Origin of the sequence: Flavobacterium gelidilacus DSM 15343 (assembly GCF_000422685.1) — a bacterium.
In the GTDB taxonomy this organism is placed as follows: Bacteria; Bacteroidota; Bacteroidia; order Flavobacteriales; family Flavobacteriaceae; genus Flavobacterium; species Flavobacterium gelidilacus.
This window is the reverse complement of sequence record NZ_AUGN01000009.1, coordinates 157,464-176,631: the sequence shown is the minus strand read 5'-3', so window position 1 is coordinate 176,631 and position 19,168 is coordinate 157,464. Positions and strand designations below refer to the sequence as shown.

Below are 19,168 nucleotides of genomic sequence, written 5' to 3'. Positions count from 1 at the left end.
CCCGTTGGCTAAAGCCGAACGGCAATGAATGATTTTAATTTCTTAAATCTATATTCTGATAACTGAATACTATTCTAAACCAATCATGTTAGCCAACAATCTATAAGCACCACTAACACCTTCTGGTAATTCTCTAAAGAAACTTAAACCTGTGTAGATGTAATTTCCTTTTCCGAATTTTGCTATTAATAAAGCTCCTTTTGTTGGTGTTTCACCTTCATCATTTGCTTGTAAAATTGGGGTGAATTCACTTGCATATTCATCAGGGTAATATAAACCTTGTTCTTGTACCCAACCTTCAAAATCTTTAGATGTAATTTTATTGGGTGTATTTAAAACAGCATGATTTGGAGCTAAAAATGTCACTTTTGCGTTTTCATTTGTGACTCTATCTCTTGATATTTTTAAATTATATGGAGCAATATCATTGGTGACTAACCCTCTATTTGTATTGTATTGAACGATTAGATTTCCACCATTATTTACATATTCAAATAAAATTTTATTTTTGAAAGCCAATTCTTCTACAACATTGAAAGCACGAATTCCAACAAGAATAGCATCATAATTTTTAAGTTTTTCAAGTGAAATTTCGGTTGGATTTATCATTGTAACATTAAACCCTAAATTTTCTAAATTTGAACCCACTTCATCACCAGCACCTTTGATGTAACCAATGTTTTTTCCTTTAGTTTGAATATCTAATTTAACTAATTTAGATGTTGAAGGTTGTAAAATTGTTTGTTTGGGAATATGAGGATAATTAATCTCGATAAGTTCTTGATTGAATTTTTTTCCATTCATTGAAACAATTGCTTCTAAGGTTGAAGTTGCTTCATTTTTTGGAGGAAAAACTTTAAAAGTTACAGTTCTTTCGTCATTTTTTTGAGGAATTTCAAAAGCAATTGATGTTGGTTCAATTTTCCAAGTTTTGTCAATGTTTAAAGATAAAGTTCCTTTTGTGTTTTCGGTTTGCGAAATAATTTTAACCTGAATTTCTTTAGGTTGATTGTCGTTAAAAATTGATACTTTGTTTACAATAGAAGTTGTAACTTCTGGTAAAACAGTGAAAGGAATGTAAGTTTCTCCAAATTCAGGATCATTTTTCTTGTAGACAACATTTTTAACGAATTCAATAGTTGTTCCTTCAATATTTACAGAAAAAGTTATAGGAAATTGTAATGTTTCTTCAGGTAAAATTCGAATGGCTTTATTGGAAACTTTATACATTCCAACCGTTGGTGTTTCTTTCAGCCAAAATAAATTAGAATAATCAAAATCAACTGGAATAGAATTACTATCTAACTTTAAACTAATTTTTGAATTGTTTTTTAAAGTTATATTTTTTTCTGAAGCCGTTTTATTTCCATAAGCAACAGCATTTAGAATCATATTTGCATCACTACGATTTATAGCTTCAATATTTAAAGAATAAGTATCAGATTTTGTTACTTTTTCAGTAGAACTAATAGCTTCTAAATATAAACCAGAACAGGCTTGAATTAGATTTGAAAGTTCATTTAATTTTATTTTTTTCCAATGTGAATCTTCTGATTTTTGTAGTAATTTATAAGCTTCAACTAATTGTGGAATATGCTTTTCTGGATTTTTGAAATTAAAGTTTTCTTCAATTGGATTTAAAATTTTGCCAATAGCTACACCACCTTTTAAACGATTCCAAGAAGTATCAATTCCCTCAAAAATATTATCTGAAGCAGGTTTTGTCCCTTTTAAAAGTTCTAAATATTCAATTTCATCACCACGAGATCCTGTAGAGCCAAATCCTTGACAACGGTGTTGACTTCGACTTAAAGCAGCAATTTCAAAATTACTTTTTCCTAAAATCGGGAAGAATACATTAGCATTGATGGCAACTAAATTACTTTTATCAGCTTTGTCAAACTCTTCTTGGCCACCATAAAACCAGTAAGAAGTATTAAAAAAGACACGTTTTGGTTTGTTTTTAATTAAGTCATAAGCTTCTAAACTCAACATTGCACTTGCTGTATGATGACCGTGAGTTGTTCCAGGAGAACGATGATCAAAACGATTGATGATGATATCAGGTTGGAAGGTTTCAATAGTTTGAATTACATCATCTAAAACTTCTTGTTTGTTCCAAATAGTAAACGTTTCTGAAGGTACTTTGGAATATCCAAAATCATTGGCACGAGAAAAAAATTGTTGTCCACCATCGATTCTTCGTGCTGCTAAAAGTTCTTGTGTTCTAATTGCTCCAAGTTGTTCTCTTAGTTGAGGTCCAATTAGATTTTGTCCACCATCACCTCGAGTTAATGATAAATAGGCAGTTTGTGCGTGATAATGATTTGAAAAATAAGAAATTAGTCGTGTGTTTTCATCATCTGGATGAGCTGCTAAATATAAAACTGAACCTAAAAAGTTTAGTTTTTTGACTTGTTCAAATATTTCTCCAGTTGAAGGTTTCTTGGGTTGTTGAGCGTTTACAACTAAGAAAGAGAATAAAAATAATAGGACAAACTTGAATCTTGATTGATGCATTTTAACTTTTTTATTGGCAATAGCTTCAAAAATAGCAATTATTAATTTGTCGTGAAGTATTTTTTCAAATTTTGGAATTTCTTTAACAAATAATTAAGAGCAACAACTGCTAAGTTATTGCTCTTAATTATGTGATAAACTAAAATAGCTATTAAGTTATATTTTGAGTTTTTGGTATTACAATAGTAAAATTAAAAGTAATACAATTATTATAATAGCACCAACAGATAAATAAACACCGTTTCCGCTTGACCTTAATTCACTTTTTATTACTCTAACTTCTTTTCTAAGCTCTTTTTTTTCAGCTCTTGATAATTCTGATTTGTCCATTTCTTTAATTTCATCTAAACGGTCAAGCATTACTTGTACTTTAGCAGGAACTTCTGGATTTGGATTTGCTGAAATAGTTTCATTTGCAAATGTTAAAGTAGGAATTAATGTCATAGTTAAGACCATAAGTAAAGTCATAAAAGACATTTTGTTGATAATAGTTTTCATAATTATTGTTTTAAATTAGTTTCAATTATAGTGTAAAGTTGATCAAATTACCCCAAAACATGTTATATAATTTTAGGACATGCTTACATAATTTACATTTACTATTTGTATTCAATGATTTTAGGTTTAGATAAATCAAAATTTTGAAAACCTATGTCATCAGTTTTAAAAGCATTGGTTTTAAAAATGTTTTCGCCAATTCCAGGAATATTTGGAAAAAAGGAAAAGGAGATTTGAAAACTATCAAAAACCAAATAATCATTACTAATTACTAAACCAGCTCCATATTGTGAAAACATTTTGCTTCTCGTAAAGTGATTGTTATCATCACTTAGCATTCCGAAAGTATAACTTAGAAAAGGGTTTAGACGAAATCCTCCTAAATTCCATGGTGAATAGCCTTGCGTTTGAAAGGTTAGAAGTAATTTTTTTGTACCAAATAAAATGTCACTATTAAAGCCTCTAATTCCATAATTATCATTCAGCGTTACTCTATCAAATCTTGAATCAATTCTGTTAGTTCCAATAATTAGTTCAGGTTTAATAAATTGCCTGAATTTCCATTTTTTACGTTCAATTAAATTTGTGAAATAAATCAGTTTTAGGGAAAGTGTAGTTTGTTCTGATGATCTTTTAGAGAAAGTGCCATATTCAATATTTGAGCTCAAATAACCCCAATTATAAAATTTTCCCAAGCTAAATCTTCCTCCATAATAGTAGCGATAGGCATCATTTTTACGTTGATAACCACCTGTTATTCCATAAACAATTCCTGTTGGTATATCTTCAATTACGCCATAATTAAAAACATATTTTTCTTGTTTAAATTGTCTAGATGCAATTCCGATACCTACCAAATATAATTGTTCGTTAGAATAGTAATTTTTATTATCGTATAAAGAAGAAGCTTTTTCTAAATAATTTGTTCTGTAAAAACGTGCTGATGTTATTAAATTTGTAGTTCTATCTCTTTCAGAATTTCCATTGAAAATTTGAAAAGATCTTCCTATCCAATAATCTTGACTATTATATTTAAAATTTTGTTTTTCACTCATAAAAGTAGTGTCAATTGGAATTTCAGTTCTAAATTGTTGACCAATTTTAATTCCACCAGCCCAATTGATATAAGCTGAGAGAAAAGGTCTTTCGATATTCACACTTTTGGTGTAATTTCTATTAAGATCTATATCATAATTTAATGTTGAACTTATATAGCTGTTTTTAAAATTTGGAACTATATAATCTACACTGTATGCGTTGTCATTACTAGTTAAACTTTTTTGGTATGAATTTTTTAATTGATGTCCAAATCCAAGAAAGTTATATTCGTTTAATTCAAAAGTAGATTTATTTGTCGAAGAAGAAAAATTAGGAACAGTACTCCAAGCATCTAAAACCTTAATATGAATATCAATAGAATCTGATTTTTCAGAAATTAAGTTGGCATCAATTTCAACTCTTCTAACATATTTCTGACTTCTTATAATACGTTTAGAGTCTTTTAGTAGTAAAGTGTCTAAAGGTTTATTTTTCTTAAAAAGCAATAAATTTTTAATCGTCCAATTACTAGTTTTATCATGGATAGAGTTTCCTGCTCGTTCTAAATAATTTTTTGGTTTTCTGGCGCTATCTGTTACAGAAAAGCCAAAAGGATCCATCACTTCGATAGTTATATTCCTCACAATTTTACCTTCAAAATTTGCGTAATTTTTTTCAAATTTCTTGACAATTAATGTAGAATCAATAGTTGTTTTTTTTGTGGGTTCAAATACAAGTTTGTGTAAAAATTTTGTAAAACGACCCTTTTCGGAATAGTTTTCAATGTCTTTGTACATTTTTACAGTATCTTTCTCTTTAGGAATTATTTGAGAATTTCCAGAAGCACAAAAGAGAAATACAAATAGAAATAACAATAAAACTCTATTATTATTATTCATTTTTCAAGGTTTTTTTAAAACTGAAAACAGAATTAATTTATTATTAATCTGTAAACTCTTTTACTTCAGAATGATTATCTAAAACTGAGATTCCTTTTTGCATTAGGATGTTATTTGGATAAGTAACAGTTTCCCCTTCTTGTGTTTTTAAAAGAATATAAAATGCTTTAATATCAATGATTTCTCCAGAAATCGGAAAATCTTTATCTAAAATTTTAATATGATCTCCAATTTTAAATGGAAAAGCAAAAAATATAATAATTCCTGCTGTAATATTACTTAATAGCGACCATTGTGCAAATGCAGCAACACCAACGACAGTAAAAATAGAAGAAATAAATAGAAAAAGTTGGTCTTTTTTTACACCCCAAATCACTACAATTGTAATAATAGCCAATAAGCCAATTAGAAAATTTACATATTTAATAACCAAATTTGTTCTGTGTTCTAAGGTTTCGTGAGATTTTGCATATTTTCTTATTCCTTTAGCAAAAAAATAGCGAAGTATAACAACAATAACTAAAACTATTAGTGTTGAAATTTCTTGATGTAAATATTCATTTTGAAATTGATTAAACATATTCTTTTAGTTTAGCATAAAGTTTATCAACGGGTAATCCGACTACGTTTGGATAAGAACCTTCGATTTTTGAAATTCCAATTAAACCAATCCATTCTTGAATTCCGTAGGCACCAGCTTTGTCAAAAGGTTTGTAATTTGTGATGTAATAATCGATTTCCTCTTTGCTCAAATTTACAAAAGTCACTTTAGTAATACTGTGAAAGACTTCTGATTTTAACGAAGTTTTAATACAAACTGATGTAATTACTTCATGTGTTTTTCCAGCCATTGAATTGATCATTTCAAACGCATCATCATAATCTTTTGGTTTACCTAAAGCTTTTTCTTCGTGCCAAACAATAGTGTCACTTGTAATTAAGATTTCGTTTTCAGCTAATTCATTTTCAAAGGCATTTGCTTTTAATTCAGCTAAAAAATCAGTGATTTCATGATGAATTAAGTAATCAGGATAAATTTCTTCGACTTCTTTTAATTGAATTGAGAAATCTAGGCCTAATTCTTTGCAATATTGCTGTCTTCTTGGTGAACCAGAAGCTAAAATTATTTTTTTATTTGGTAGAAAATTATCCAATGTTTGAAATGTGATTTAAGTTATAAGTAATTACGACAATCGATAAAATTCCAGTAATCATAATCACCTTTAAAACAGTGCTTACATGATTGAAATCCTTTTGCGTTTTTGCTTGCCAAATTTTTATAATAAAATACAACATTGGCGCAACTATGAAAGCCAAAGTGTAATATATGACATATTCTAAAGTAACAAAGTTGGCATTTAAATAATAGAGTAGTGCTATTAATGGAATAAAGCTTAATCCAAATACTACTTTCTGCGTTTTTTCTTTTCCTAAATAAATGGGTAAAGTATTCATTCCAGTTTTTAAATCACCTTCATAATCTTCTATATCTTTTACAACTTCTCTAATGAAAGTCAATAAAAAAGCAAAAATGGCATAATCGATAATAATTTGAAATAAAATTCCTAAAAACGGACGGTTTTCATTTGTAATTACTGGATATAAGTCAAAAACTCCAACCAATAAAATACTAAAAGCTACTAGAAAAGAAACCAAGAAATTTCCAGCTAACAAACTTTGTTTAAATTGCGTTGCATAAAGATAAAGAATAAAAGCAACTACAATAAAAATAGCGGCAAAACTTTCTTTAAAAATAATATTAGCTATAAAAAAGCCAATTAAAACGCCAACTATATTCAAAGCAATATAATAATTGTAAGCTCTTGTTTCAGAAATATGTTTACCTACAATTACTTTTTCAGGTTTTGAAATAGAATCTGTTTCTTGATCGACAATATTGTTGATGATGTAACCAGCAGCTGCAATACAAAGCGTTGCAATCATAAGAAGTATAAATTCAACATCGTTTAAAGCAAGCAGTAAACCTTCTTGTTGTTTCAGAAATCCAAAATGGAAAACCGCTTGAACAAGGGCTATAATTAGTAGGTTTTGGTAACGTATTAGTTTTAGGAACTTCATGTTTTGTTTGTTATTGGGAAGCACTTCGACAGGCTCAGTGTGACATTGGGTAATTAATTGTATTTAGAAATAATTTGCGAATTTGTGGTTAATTATTTGAAACACATAGAATCATAGAATTTTATTGTATGAAAAGTCGCTTTGCTCTGTATAGTTAACATAGTTGCTTTGCGAACTTTGCGCAAAACTTTGCGTCTTTGCGGTTAAATTTAATCAAACTTAGCATCAAAATGCTCCATCCATTTGCCTTGTACTTTCATGACTTGTTCGATTACGTCTCTTACGCAACCTTTTCCACCATTGATATGCGAAATGTATTTGCTTATGTTTTTTATTTCTGGAACAGCGTTTTGTGGACAGGTTGGTAATCCTACTAATTTCATGACATGAAAATCAGGAATATCATCACCCATGTACAAAACTTGCTCTGGATTGATGTTGTATAATTCGGTAAATTCTTTGAAAGTTTCTACTTTATTTGGAACCCCTAAATGAATATCCGTGATTCCTAAATTTCTTAATCTGATGCGAACACCTTCGTTGCTTCCACCAGAAATGATGCAAACCGTGTAGCCATTTTCAACAGCAGCTTTCATAGCATAACCATCGCGAATGTTCATTTCTCTTAACATTTCACCAGTTTGGGTTACATGAATTGTTCCATCAGTTAAAACGCCATCTACATCTAAAATAAATGTAGTGATGTCGTTCATTATTTCTTTATAGCTTTTTGACATTTTGTATAGATAAGGTTAGTTGTCTGTATAATTCTTTATAAGTTGGATTTGTTAAAGCTTCCAAATGTTTTTCGATTGTCGGTTCATCATTTCTAATGGCTGGACCAGTTTGTGCATCAACTGGAGCAAGCGTTTTTATCTTATTCGCTGTTTCTTCAATTAAAGGCTGCAAGATAGCAAAAGGAACGTTATTTTCTATGCAAAGTGCATCACCAATTTGATATAAATGATTCACGAAATTAGAAACAAAAACGGCTGAAATATGCAAACTTTTTCGTTGTTCACCAGTAATATTATAAACTGAATTCGATAAACTTTTAGCTAAATTTCCTACTGAATTATAATCTTCAATGTTTTCGGTTTCTAAACAAAACGGAACTTCTTGCATGTTTATTTCCTTGTTTTTTGAAAAGGTTTGCAAAGGATAAAAAACACCACGTTTATTTTTAGGATTTATTACGTTAAAATCCATTGTTCCAGAAGTATGAACAACTAATTTATTGGTAAACGGAATTTGATTAGAAACTTCTTCAATAGCTTTATCACTAACCGAAATTACATAAACATCAGCTTCTTTTAAAGTTGTAAATGAAGTTGTTATTTTGTTAGAATCCATTACATTTTCAAGCGATTTTTTAGAACGAGCATAAACTTGAACTAAATCAATAGCAGTATTGGCTTCCATAGCTTTTATAAGATGCGAAGCAACATTTCCTGAACCTAAAATAACGACTTTAATCATTTGGCTAAATTACTATTTTTTTGAAGAAATTAATAGTTAAGAATAAACTTATGTTTTATACTAAAAAAAAGGCGATTATTTACAAAAAAAGTTTACTTTTGAATATCTATAATTTATTAAATATGAAGAAATTATACTTTTTAGTTGTGTTTGTAGTGAGTTTTGCTGCGCAAGCACAGATTGTTAATATTCCTGATGCTAATTTTAAAGCAGCATTGTTAAGTGCTAGTTACATGGTAAACCCTCCAATTGCTTCATCTCAAATTCCAAATAGTAATTTTCAAGTTTCAAGTTATAATCCTATTGATATAAACAATAATGGTGAAATAGAACAAAGTGAAGCCTTATTAATTAAATACTTAAATGTTTCAGGTTATAATATTACAGATTTGACAGGTATTGAATATTTTGTAAATTTAATTGTGTTAAGTTGCTCTTATAATCAATTAACTAGTTTAGATGTTTCCCAAAATATTAATTTAATAAAACTACAGTGTACCAATAGCCCATTATCAACTCTAAATATTTCTCAAAATTTGGCATTATCTACATTATGGATTAGATACAATCAATTAACCAGTTTAGATGTTTCACAGAATATTAATTTAGAAGTTTTACTATGTACAAATAATCTATTAACTAGTTTAGATGTTAGTCAAAATCCTAATTTAATTCAATTGCAACTTTTTTTCAATCAGATAAGTAACTTAGATGTTTCTCAAAATCCTAATTTAGAAGGTCTATTAATTTATAATAATAGCTTATCAACTTTAGATTTATCCCAAAACTCATTTTTAAATTATTTAAACTGTAATTATAATCAAATAAACACACTTTATATTAAAAATAATAATGCTTATTGGCAGTATTTAAGCTTTTATAGTAATCCAAATCTGCAATATATTTGTGCTGATGATGAAGATATTAATTTAATTCAACAATCTATAATTTCTTATGGTTATAATAACTGCCATGTAAATACTTATTGTTCTTTTAATCCAAATGGAACTTTTTATACAATTGAAGGTAACTCTAAATTAGATTTTGATAATAATGGATGTGATTTAAATGATATTATTTATCCAAATTTAAATTTGTCAATTACTGATGGAACAAATTTTGGTACAATTTTTTCAAATATGTCAGGTAATTATTCAATTCCTATTGAAGATGGAAATCACACAATTACCCCTAATCTCGAAAACCCAACCTATTTCAATATAAGTCCAGCTAGTTTTGTAGCCAATTTTCCAACTCAAACAAGTCCATCAATTCAAGGTTTTTGTGTTACCGCTAATGGAGTTCATCATGATGTTGAGGTGACTTTTATTCCAACAAATCCTGCTCGTCCTGGTTTTGATGCTAATTATACTATTATTTATAAAAATAAAGGAACAGAAGTTGAGAACGGAACGATTGCATTAGATTTTAATGATGCAGTTTTGGATTTGGTTTCTGCAAATCCAACAACCAATAACCAACAACCATCAACTTTAACTTGGAATTATACTAATCTTCAACCTTTTGAAACCAGAACAATTGATGTGGTTTTTAATGTAAATAGTCCAACAGAAACTCCAGCAGTAAATAATGGTGATATTTTAAGTTATTCGGCAAGTATAACTCCCTTAACAACTGATGAATTTGTTTCAGATAATGTTTCCAATATAAGACAAATAGTTGTTGGTTCTTATGATCCAAACGACAAAACTTGTATTGAAGGCACAACAGTTGGTCCAGATATGATTGGTCAATATGTGCATTATGTAATTCGTTTTGAAAACACAGGAACGTATGCAGCAGAAAATGTTGTAGTAAAAGATATGATTGATTTAACTAAATTTGATGTTGCTACTTTAATTCCTTTGCATTCAAGTCATGATTTTGTTACAAGAATTAATGCTGACAAAGTAGAATTCATCTTTGAAGGAATCAATTTACCTTTTGATGACGCAACTAATGATGGTTATGTAGCTTTCAAAATTAAAACGAAATCTAATTTAGTTGTTGGTAATACATTTAGCAATAATGCAAATATCTATTTTGATTATAATTTTCCGATTACTACAAACACATTTACAACAACAATTGCAGCTTTAAAAGTCACAGATTTTGATTTTGGAACACATTTTACATTATATCCAAATCCTGTAAAAGATGTTTTGAATATTCAATCAAAAGATAGAACACCAATTAATTCAATTGAAATTTATAATACATTAGGACAGATTGTTTTAGCTGTACCAAATACAATTTCAACAGTTGATGTTTCAACTTTACAATCAGGAAATTATTTTATAAAAGTCAATACTGATTTGGGAGTTTCTAATACTAAGTTTATAAAAGAATAGACATAAGATAATAGATGAAAGACCGCTTCGCTGCAAGATGAAAGATAATCGAAAGTCTAATAATCAAACAATCTAATAATCCAAAACATGCGTAAATCCTTCATAAAGTATTGTCCCAATTGCAAATCAGAAGATTTTTCTTTTGAAAATGATTTTAAGTTTCATTGTAATTCGTGCGATTTTGTTTTGTATCATAACATTGCAGCTGCTGTAGCGGTAATTATAAAGCATGAGGACAAAATACTCTTCACAGTAAGAAACGTTGATCCAGACAAAGGAAAATGGGATTTACCTGGTGGTTTTATCGATCCAAATGAAAATGCAGAAGAAGCAGCTTGTCGCGAATTAAAAGAAGAATTAGGAATTGATTTACTTCCTAAAGATTTAAAATACATCACGACATCACCAAATAACTATTTGTATAGAAATGTACCTTATCGAACTATGGATATTTTTTATGAATATGAAGTAAATTCCAATCAAATTAGCATCACAGCTGAAGATGAAATTAACGAGTTGATTTGGGTAACAAAAGAAAAAATCCAATTAGATAAAATTGGATTTGTTTCTATTCGAAAAGTTATTGTAGAGAATTACAAGTAATAAAATAACTCATAATTTACATTCATAATTAATAATTAACTCGTTGCCATGCGTTTTAAAATTGCCCATTGTTTCAACGCAGTTCTAGCTTCAACAGCAGGATAACCTAACATGGTTACTTTTGCAGGAACATCACCTGTTACACCAGAGCCAGCACCAATTATGGCACCATCACCAACTGTAATATGATCTTTTAGCGAAGCACTTCCTCCAACTATTACACCATTTCCTAAAGTCACGGAACCAGCTAAACCGCTATTTCCAGCCATAATACAGAATTTACCCATTTTTGAGTTGTGTCCAATTTGTACCAAATTATCAATTTTACAACCATCACCAATTACTGTTGAACTAAATTTTCCTCTATCCACACATGAATTAGCTCCAATTTCAACATAATTTCCGATTACAACATTTCCAATTTGAGGAATTTTTGCTAAACCTCTTTCCGGACAAGGTCTAAAGCCAAATCCATCAGCACCAATAGTTGCATTTGGATGAAAAATACAATGACTTCCTATTTGAGATCGCTCTCTAATAACTGTTCCAGACCAAATTGTAGTATTATTTCCGATAGTACAATCATCTAAAATTGTCACATTTGGGTATAAAATTACATTTTCACCAATTACAGTATTTGGACCAACATAACAGTTCGCACCAATTTTTGTTCCTTTACCAATTGTAGCCGAAGCATCAATAGTAGCGGTTGGATGAATTTCTTGATGAAATTGTGGTGGAGCAGGAGCAAATAATTCCAAAACCTGCGACATTGCTAAATCAGCATTCTTAACTTTAATAAACGCTTTGTTTTCTCCAGGTTCAATAGAAATGTCTTCATTAACAACCGCTACAGAAGCGTTAGAAGTTAGCCATAGTTTTTCATATTTTTTATGACCAATGAAAGTAATTTCGTTTTCTTTGGCAACATCAATTTGTTCTGGTGCTGTAAGCGTTAAATTTGAATTTCCAACGATTGTTCCTTTAAGTACATCATTAATTTCTGCTAAGGAGATATTTTTCATTAAAATTTGAATTGGTTAGTTAGTTTTTCAAAAGTAATGAAATAATTATAGAATAATTGGATTTTGATTTTTTACGAATGGATTTTGCTGCGCAATTTCCAGAAAAGCTCCGGTTTGAAAAAAAGAAATAGCTTAAAAATAATTTATAAGATTGACAATTAGTTTTTACGAATAGATTTTGCTTCGCAATATCCATCAAAGCTCCGCTTTGAAAGTAGTATATAAAAGAAAAATCGCTCAAGTGAACTTGGCGATTTTTCTTTTATATACTACTTATTCGTGACCTCGACTGGATTCAAACCAGTAACCTTCTCAGCCGTAATGAGATGCGCTATTCAGTTGCGCCACGAGGCCATTTTGCAAGTTTGATTAAATACATAAATGTGTTTTTTCAACTTGTTTGCGGGTGCAAATATAGATATAAATGACTAAATTGCAAGTTGAAATGATAAAAAAAAACACATAAATGAATATTGAAAGCTATATACGTGACATTCAGGATTTTCCAAAGCCTGGAATTGGATTTAAAGACATCACACCATTATTACTAAATACTGAAGCTACTCAAGCTTGTTTAGATTTGTTAGTCAGTTCGTTAGCAGGGAAAAAGATTGATAAAGTAGTTGGAGTGGAAAGTCGTGGTTTCTTTTTTGGAATGCTTTTAGCGCAAAGATTAGGTGTTGGATTTATTCCAGTTCGTAAGCCAAAAAAATTGCCTTTTGATACAATTTCGGCTTCTTATGAGTTAGAATATGGTTCAGATATTTTAGAAATGCACACTGATGCAATCACGAAAGGAGAAAATGTTTTAATTCACGATGATGTTTTAGCAACTGGTGGAACGGCAAAAGCGGTTTGTGAATTGGTAGAACAATTAGGTGGAAATATTGTGCAATGTAATTTCTTAATGGAAATAGCTTTCTTAAATGGAAGAGAAAAAATATCCGATTATGAAATTTTTGCTGCTTTAACTTATTAGATAATTAAGGTTTTGAAGTTTTAAAATTGTTTCACAAAGTTTATTTTATTCTCTATGTTTTCTATGAAAAGCGAAGCATCTTTTACAGTAAAATAATTTATGTTTCTATGTGTTAAAAAAAAATTAACGCAAAGATTTAAAGTTTTTCGCAAAGATTAAAAAAAAGTAAATTAACAACGTAAATTATCCGAAAATCCAATAGCTGAAAATCCGAACATCCTACTAAAGGCTTTTTATCGTAATAAAATAACGATAAGCCAATAATGCTTTTTGCCATTTTTTAGCTTTGGTAATATCTAAACCACTTTTTGTAAGGCTTGGTAATAGTAGCTTATTGAGTTTAGCTAGTAATTTGTACATTTTAATTTTTTGGCAAATATAGCTAAAATAAAACCACAAATAAATCCTTTTTTGTTAAGTATTTGTGGTTTAGTAATTAAGGTTTTTTAAATTTATTTTTTTGTTTTCTCCTCGATTTCCTTCTTTCTTATTTCTAATTGTTTTTTCTTTTCTTCGATTAGTTTGCGTCGTTCTTCTATAAGTTCTTCTCTTTTTTTGCGATGTTCTTCTAACTCTTCTTTACTTAATTTTGAATTTTGTTGCGCTTTTAATTCTATTTCTTTTTTGATTTTCTCTTGCAACTCGCTTTCAATATCATTCCAGTTTCCTCCTGAAATAGTTTTCCTGTTTTCTTTTTGTATTTCTAATTTTGCCTTTTCAATTTCTATGGTTTTATTTATTTTATTCACATTAATAGATTGAATTTCATTTTTGTCCAATTTATCTAATTCTTCTTTTGTGACTTCTTCTCCGTTTATGTAAATTTTTGTTTCATCTTCAATTCCTTTAGAATTTTTAGTATAAATTCTGATTTCATTTTTTTTGTTAGATTTATTCACATCCATGGAAGCAATTTCTTTTGGATCTAACTTATCCATTTCTTTTTTTGAAACTTTCTTATCATCTACGTAAATGATGGTTTTGTCTTCATTTTTAAAAGTAGATTTTCCTTCAAAAACTAAAACACCATCTTTTGCTTTTTGACCATATTTTTTAATTCCTTCTTCTTTGCCTAATTCACTAATTGCTCCATCAACTTCAACTGTTGTTCCTTTTGGTATTTCACTTTGTAAGTATTCTTTTCCGTTGATGATGTATAGCTTATTTCTTTCTGAGTTTGGTTTTCCTGTACCAGTATTTATTTTTATTACTCCATTTTTACCTTTTTCACCATAATTATAATTGGATATTAATGGAGAATTCGATAAAATTTCAATTATTTCACTAATTTGCTCTCCTTTAATATTTTTAGCATCTTTAATTGAAATTTCTTTATCATTAAACAAATAAAGTGCTTTTTCATTATTGCTAATAATTTCATTTTTCATCTGAAATCTCATTTCATTTGTATCATAAATATCAAAAGTTGTAGTTACAAATTCATAATCTCTTTTAACTTTTATTTCAGTACCAAATTGATTTGAAAGTTTTTCATCAATAATGTAGCCTTTTAAGTCTGGTTCATTTGTAAATCCAATTTTACCATTTTCAGTGCTAAAATATATTGGTTTAATTGGATTTTTACCATTAATATCTTTAACACCTTTATTGCCTTTATTGTCATTGAAAGAAATTTTAATTGCTATAATTTCTTTATTTTTATTTCGTTTTACATTCGAAATTTTATAATGAATTCCTTGTTCTTTTAATTCTTTGGAATCGGATTGTAATTCAGCATCAGTTGCATTCTTGTCAATATAAAAACCTACTGCAACTGCAACAGCGTCTGTTACTTTATTCTCTGTATTTTTTGAATTTTCTTTAACTTGAGCCACAGTTTCTACTTGAAAAAGCAAGATAAATGCACTTAAAACAGGAAGAATTAAAGCATACTTCCACGATTTTCTTTGATTGGATTGGTTTGTGTTTAACATAACGATTCGTTTTTTGATTAATGATTGATAAAATTGATTGGTAATACTTAATTGGTGTTGATTAGTCACCACTTTTAATAAAGTTTTTTGATAATTTATTCGGTTTTGAGCTATAGATGATGCTTTGTCGTCAGCGATATATTCTAGGTTTTGAAGCATTTCTTTTCTATAAAACCACATAATTGGATTAATCCAAAATAAAGCACAAAATAATTTTCCTAAAAGCACATCAATAGAATGTTTTTCTTTAACGTGAATGTTTTCGTGCGAAATAATATGTTGCAATTCTTCTTCATCAAACATGTTACTATTAAAGACTATATATTTAAAGAATGAAAAAGGATTAGTGTTTTGATTGGTGTCAATAAGAATAGTTTGGTCTGATTTTGTACGTTTTCCAAATTTAATTATTCTAAAAAATGAAAATAATTCAATTATCATTTTAGCTAAAAATACAAACGCAATTATTCCATAAGCATAAATCATAAACGTATTCCAATCAAACGGAGTTTCTTCAATTTGATTCACAATTACATAAGGAATACTTTCAAGAGAAGCTGTTTCATATACAACTGGACTTGGTTCAATCCAAACCGTTTTAGTAAAGGTGATTAAAGGCAAAAGCACAGAAGCCAACAATCCTAAAATCAAAAACCATCTGTTCTTATTGAAGAATGTTTCTTTTCGCAATAAAAAATAATAAGCTAAAAAGAAGGTTACTAGTAAACCATTTGCTTTTAAAAAATAGATAAAAATTGCTTCCATAAGCTTATTTTTTTTCGATTAGTTCTAAAATTTCACGAAGTTCTTTTGCCGAAATTTTTTGTTCTTCAGCAAAAAACGAAACCATATTTTTATAGGAATTATTGAAATAATTTTCAATAGCCGTATTCATAAATTCTTTGCGATAAGCTTCCATCGAAATAATTGGAAAATACTGATGCGTGTTTCCATAAGCAGTGTAGGAAACATATCCTTTTTCTTCTAAATTTCTAATAATTGTAGATAAAGTATTGTAGTGAGGTTTGTCTTCTACAATTTCGGCTAATACATCTTTTACGAAAGCCTTTTTAAGGTTCCATAAAATGTGCATTATTTCCTCTTCTTTATTGGTAAGTTTTTGCATAACTAAAAATTTGTTACACAAACATATAACTATATTTTTAGTTTTACAACTATTTTTATAGTTAAGTAACTATTTTTTAAGTTTTACTTTTAATTCTTTTTCCTCTTTTACCATTTTTAAAGCATAATAACCCAGTAAAACTCCAACAAGACCAAGGCTTCCCATAAAAAACCAATTGGTTTGGTAACTAAATTTTTCTATTATTTGCATTCCGGTTTTGGCACTTAAAATGTGAGCAAAACTAAAACTCATAGAAAAAATTGCCATATATCTTCCTTCATGGCCTTTGGGAGCACGACTCATGGCAAATGAATTGGCAAAAGGAAAAGCAAACATTTCTCCAAATGTCATAAATATCATCATCACAATTAATATTCCAGACCAAAAGTTAACCATCATTAAAAACAAACTTATAGCCATTGCTAAACAGCCATAAACAACAATTTTTAATCTGTTGATGTTATTTTTTTCAATATAATTGACTAATGGCATTTCTAAAAAGAAAACTAAAACACCATTTAATGTAAGGAGTAAACCAGTTTGTAATTCGGTTAAATTAAATTGCTCTTTATGATAAATTGGAATAGTAGTGAATAATTGAAAGAATAAAATTCCTGTAATTAAACACATTCCAAGAAATACCCAAAAAATATGATCTTTAAAAACGGATGCTCTCAAAACTTCTCCAGGATGTTCTTTGTCTTGATAAGGTGATCTTGCTTTTTCTTTTACTAATAAAGCAAAAACAATGATGGCTAGTATACAAGTTGCGCCATCAACCCAAAACAAGCCTTTATAACCAACATACATTATGATTAAACCACCTAAAGCTGGTCCGGCAGCAAACCCTAGATTAATGGCTAATCTGACTAAGGTTAATGATCTGGTCCTGTTTTCTGGTTTTGAGTATGCACCTAGTGAAACAAACATAGCTGGTCTAAACATATCAGCAACGGTCATTATTAGAAACATTGCGATTAATAAACCAACATAACTTGTGACAAACTGCAAACCAAAAAACATTAATCCACTAGTAAATAAACTGAATATCATTATTTTATAAAATCCTATTTTGTCTGATAATTTTCCTCCAAGCCAAGAACCTAACATTGAACCAGCTCCAAAACTTACCAAAACCCATCCAATTTGATTTAAAGTAAAATGTAAATCTTCTTTTAAGTATAATGATAAAAAAGGGAGCACCATTGTTCCTGCACGATTTATGAAGGTAACAAAGGTTAAAATCCAAATTTCTCTTGTAAATCCTCTGAAGTTATCGATATATTTATTGAATGCTTTTTGTATCATATCTTTTGAAAGCACAAAAATACAAAAGACTAAAAGAAATGAATGTAATTTAAAATATATATTTTTGTAAAAAAATTGAAATGAAAAACCTTAGCTATATTTTCCTGTTATTAACTTTAAATCTTTTTGCTCAAGAAGAAAAAGTGCAAACAAGTAAAGAATATCAAGAAGCATTGAATGTTTCATTTGGCGATTCGCTTCATAGTCCATTAACCCAAGAAGACAGATTACATTTTGAAGGATTAGATTTTTTTCCAATAGATGAAAAGTATGTTGTTAAAGCCAAATTTATTAAGCTAAAAAAACAAAAACCTTTTGAAATGCCAACAACAACTGCAAGAAAACCAAAGTATATAAAATATGGTGAATTGCATTTTACGATTGATTCAAAAGAATTAGTTCTAACGGTTTACAGAAATATTGATTTATCGAAGAGAAAAGGTTTTAAAGATTATTTATTCTTACCGTTTTTAGACGAAACAAACGGAATTGAAACCTATGGAGGTGGAAGATTTTTAGATATTAAAGTTCCAAAATCTAAAGAAATAATTATAGATTTTAATAAAGCTTACAATCCATATTGTGCTTATAATCATGAGTATTCTTGTCCAATTGTTCCTTTAGAAAATGAATTAGCTGTCGCGATTAATGCTGGAGTTAAAAAGTTTCACGACTAATGGAATTCATCAATTTACATACACATTCTTACACCAAAGACGATGCTATTTTAGAAGTCGTAAATCAATATCCTTGGGAGTTTGATGAAGCAATTCCTAACTATTCTATTGGAATTCATCCTTGGTATATTGATGAAAACAGATTAAAATCAGACTTAAATATCATTGAAGAAAAGTTAAGACTTAATGAATGTTTAGCTTTAGGTGAATGTGGTTTAGATAAAAGAATCGAAATTCCATTTCAAAAGCAAACAGAAGTTTTTCAACAACAAATAGAATTAGTTCAAAACACATCAAAACCAATAATATTACATTGTGTAGCTTCTTTTCAGGAAGTAATTTCGATTAAAAAAGAAATGAATATTAAAAACCCAATGATTATTCACGGTTTTTCTAAAAACAAACAAGTAGCTAAATCGCTTTTAGATAATGGATTTTATTTGTCATTTGGAAAATATTTACTTCGTAATCCTGAATTGTCTGAAGTATTTGAATATGTTACCAATGACAGATTTTTTCTAGAAACAGACACAATTGAAGATACAATTATTGATGTTTATCAAAAAGCATCAAACATAAAAAATATAAAATTAGAAGATTTAAAAGAAGTTGTGAAAGTAAATTTCAATCAAGTTTTTAAATACGAATAGAA

18 protein-coding genes and 1 tRNA gene are annotated in these 19,168 nt (G+C 28.8%); 5 read left to right on the top strand and 14 right to left on the bottom strand.

Annotated features, from left to right (window positions below):
• Positions 1 to 69: 69 nt before the first annotated feature.
• From G507_RS0105620 to G507_RS0105585, 8 genes are all read right to left on the bottom strand, one after another.
• Entirely contained in the window at positions 70 to 2,520 is a 2,451-nt protein-coding gene (locus tag G507_RS0105620) for a PIG-L family deacetylase (protein ID WP_026716576.1), read from the bottom strand.
• A 177-nt stretch (positions 2,521 to 2,697) separates the two neighbouring features.
• Complete coding sequence (locus G507_RS0105615; protein WP_035665692.1) at positions 2,698 to 3,018, bottom strand: hypothetical protein; 321 nt, start codon at positions 3,016 to 3,018, stop codon at positions 2,698 to 2,700.
• 101 nt (positions 3,019 to 3,119) lie between these two features.
• Positions 3,120 to 4,955, bottom strand: coding sequence for a BamA/TamA family outer membrane protein (locus tag G507_RS0105610; RefSeq protein ID WP_026716574.1), 1,836 nt, complete (start codon positions 4,953 to 4,955; stop codon positions 3,120 to 3,122).
• Between the two features lie 43 nt (positions 4,956 to 4,998).
• The gene (locus G507_RS0105605; RefSeq protein ID WP_026716573.1) at positions 4,999 to 5,535 is read right to left on the bottom strand and encodes a mechanosensitive ion channel family protein; all 537 of its coding nucleotides are present in this window, start codon (positions 5,533 to 5,535) and stop codon (positions 4,999 to 5,001) included.
• On the bottom strand, positions 5,528 to 6,109 hold the full coding sequence (locus tag G507_RS0105600) for a Maf family nucleotide pyrophosphatase (protein ID WP_026716572.1): 582 nt from the start codon (positions 6,107 to 6,109) through the stop codon (positions 5,528 to 5,530). The genes G507_RS0105605 and G507_RS0105600 overlap by 8 nt, the downstream gene beginning before the upstream one ends.
• Positions 6,102 to 7,034, bottom strand: coding sequence for a geranylgeranylglycerol-phosphate geranylgeranyltransferase (locus G507_RS0105595; RefSeq protein WP_026716571.1), 933 nt, complete (start codon positions 7,032 to 7,034; stop codon positions 6,102 to 6,104). Before G507_RS0105595 ends, G507_RS0105600 begins: the two co-directional genes overlap by 8 nt.
• Before the next feature lie 209 nt (positions 7,035 to 7,243).
• Positions 7,244 to 7,771, bottom strand: coding sequence for a KdsC family phosphatase (locus G507_RS0105590; protein WP_026716570.1), 528 nt, complete (start codon positions 7,769 to 7,771; stop codon positions 7,244 to 7,246).
• Positions 7,755 to 8,513: a Rossmann-like and DUF2520 domain-containing protein gene (locus G507_RS0105585; RefSeq protein WP_026716569.1), complete on the bottom strand. Its 759-nt coding sequence runs from the start codon at positions 8,511 to 8,513 to the stop codon at positions 7,755 to 7,757. Before G507_RS0105585 ends, G507_RS0105590 begins: the two co-directional genes overlap by 17 nt.
• Positions 8,514 to 8,635: 122 nt before the next feature.
• On the opposite strand from G507_RS0105585, the gene G507_RS0105580 reads away from it, so the two are divergent.
• On the top strand, positions 8,636 to 10,864 hold the full coding sequence (locus G507_RS0105580) for a DUF7619 domain-containing protein (protein ID WP_026716568.1): 2,229 nt from the start codon (positions 8,636 to 8,638) through the stop codon (positions 10,862 to 10,864).
• A gap of 87 nt (positions 10,865 to 10,951) precedes the next feature.
• Entirely contained in the window at positions 10,952 to 11,467 is a 516-nt protein-coding gene (locus tag G507_RS0105575; RefSeq protein ID WP_026716567.1) for an NUDIX hydrolase, read from the top strand.
• A gap of 35 nt (positions 11,468 to 11,502) precedes the next feature.
• Here the strand turns inward: G507_RS0105575 and lpxD are convergent, their stop codons facing one another.
• Together lpxD and G507_RS0105565 are read right to left on the bottom strand one after the other, a co-directional pair.
• Positions 11,503 to 12,492 carry a UDP-3-O-(3-hydroxymyristoyl)glucosamine N-acyltransferase gene (gene lpxD, locus G507_RS0105570; protein WP_026716566.1) on the bottom strand — a complete coding sequence of 330 codons (990 nt, stop codon included), beginning with the start codon at positions 12,490 to 12,492 and terminating at the stop codon, positions 11,503 to 11,505.
• Positions 12,493 to 12,772: 280 nt separating this feature from the next.
• Positions 12,773 to 12,846 (bottom strand) — tRNA-Arg (locus G507_RS0105565).
• Positions 12,847 to 12,958: 112 nt separating this feature from the next.
• Here G507_RS0105565 and G507_RS0105560 point away from each other — a divergent pair.
• Positions 12,959 to 13,471, top strand: a complete 513-nt coding sequence (locus tag G507_RS0105560) for an adenine phosphoribosyltransferase (RefSeq protein WP_026716565.1) — start codon at positions 12,959 to 12,961, stop codon at positions 13,469 to 13,471.
• A 222-nt stretch (positions 13,472 to 13,693) separates the two neighbouring features.
• Here G507_RS0105560 and G507_RS0105555 read toward each other — a convergent pair whose 3' ends face one another.
• From G507_RS0105555 to G507_RS0105540, 4 genes are all read right to left on the bottom strand, one after another.
• Positions 13,694 to 13,831 (bottom strand): hypothetical protein, encoded by a 138-nt coding sequence (locus tag G507_RS0105555; protein WP_026716564.1) that lies wholly within the window; start codon positions 13,829 to 13,831, stop codon positions 13,694 to 13,696.
• Positions 13,832 to 13,923: 92 nt separating this feature from the next.
• Positions 13,924 to 16,170 carry a M56 family metallopeptidase gene (locus G507_RS17285; protein ID WP_051191500.1) on the bottom strand — a complete coding sequence of 749 codons (2,247 nt, stop codon included), beginning with the start codon at positions 16,168 to 16,170 and terminating at the stop codon, positions 13,924 to 13,926.
• Positions 16,171 to 16,174: 4 nt separating this feature from the next.
• Positions 16,175 to 16,531: a BlaI/MecI/CopY family transcriptional regulator gene (locus tag G507_RS0105545; protein ID WP_026716563.1), complete on the bottom strand. Its 357-nt coding sequence runs from the start codon at positions 16,529 to 16,531 to the stop codon at positions 16,175 to 16,177.
• Positions 16,532 to 16,600: 69 nt separating this feature from the next.
• Positions 16,601 to 17,839: an MDR family MFS transporter gene (locus G507_RS0105540; RefSeq protein WP_026716562.1), complete on the bottom strand. Its 1,239-nt coding sequence runs from the start codon at positions 17,837 to 17,839 to the stop codon at positions 16,601 to 16,603.
• Between the two features lie 80 nt (positions 17,840 to 17,919).
• On the opposite strand from G507_RS0105540, the gene G507_RS0105535 reads away from it, so the two are divergent.
• A complete protein-coding gene (locus tag G507_RS0105535; RefSeq protein ID WP_026716561.1) occupies positions 17,920 to 18,516 on the top strand; it encodes a DUF1684 domain-containing protein in 597 nt (198 codons plus the stop codon).
• Positions 18,516 to 19,166, top strand: coding sequence for a TatD family hydrolase (locus G507_RS0105530; RefSeq protein ID WP_026716560.1), 651 nt, complete (start codon positions 18,516 to 18,518; stop codon positions 19,164 to 19,166). The genes G507_RS0105535 and G507_RS0105530 overlap by 1 nt, the downstream gene beginning before the upstream one ends.
• Positions 19,167 to 19,168: the final 2 nt, after the last annotated feature.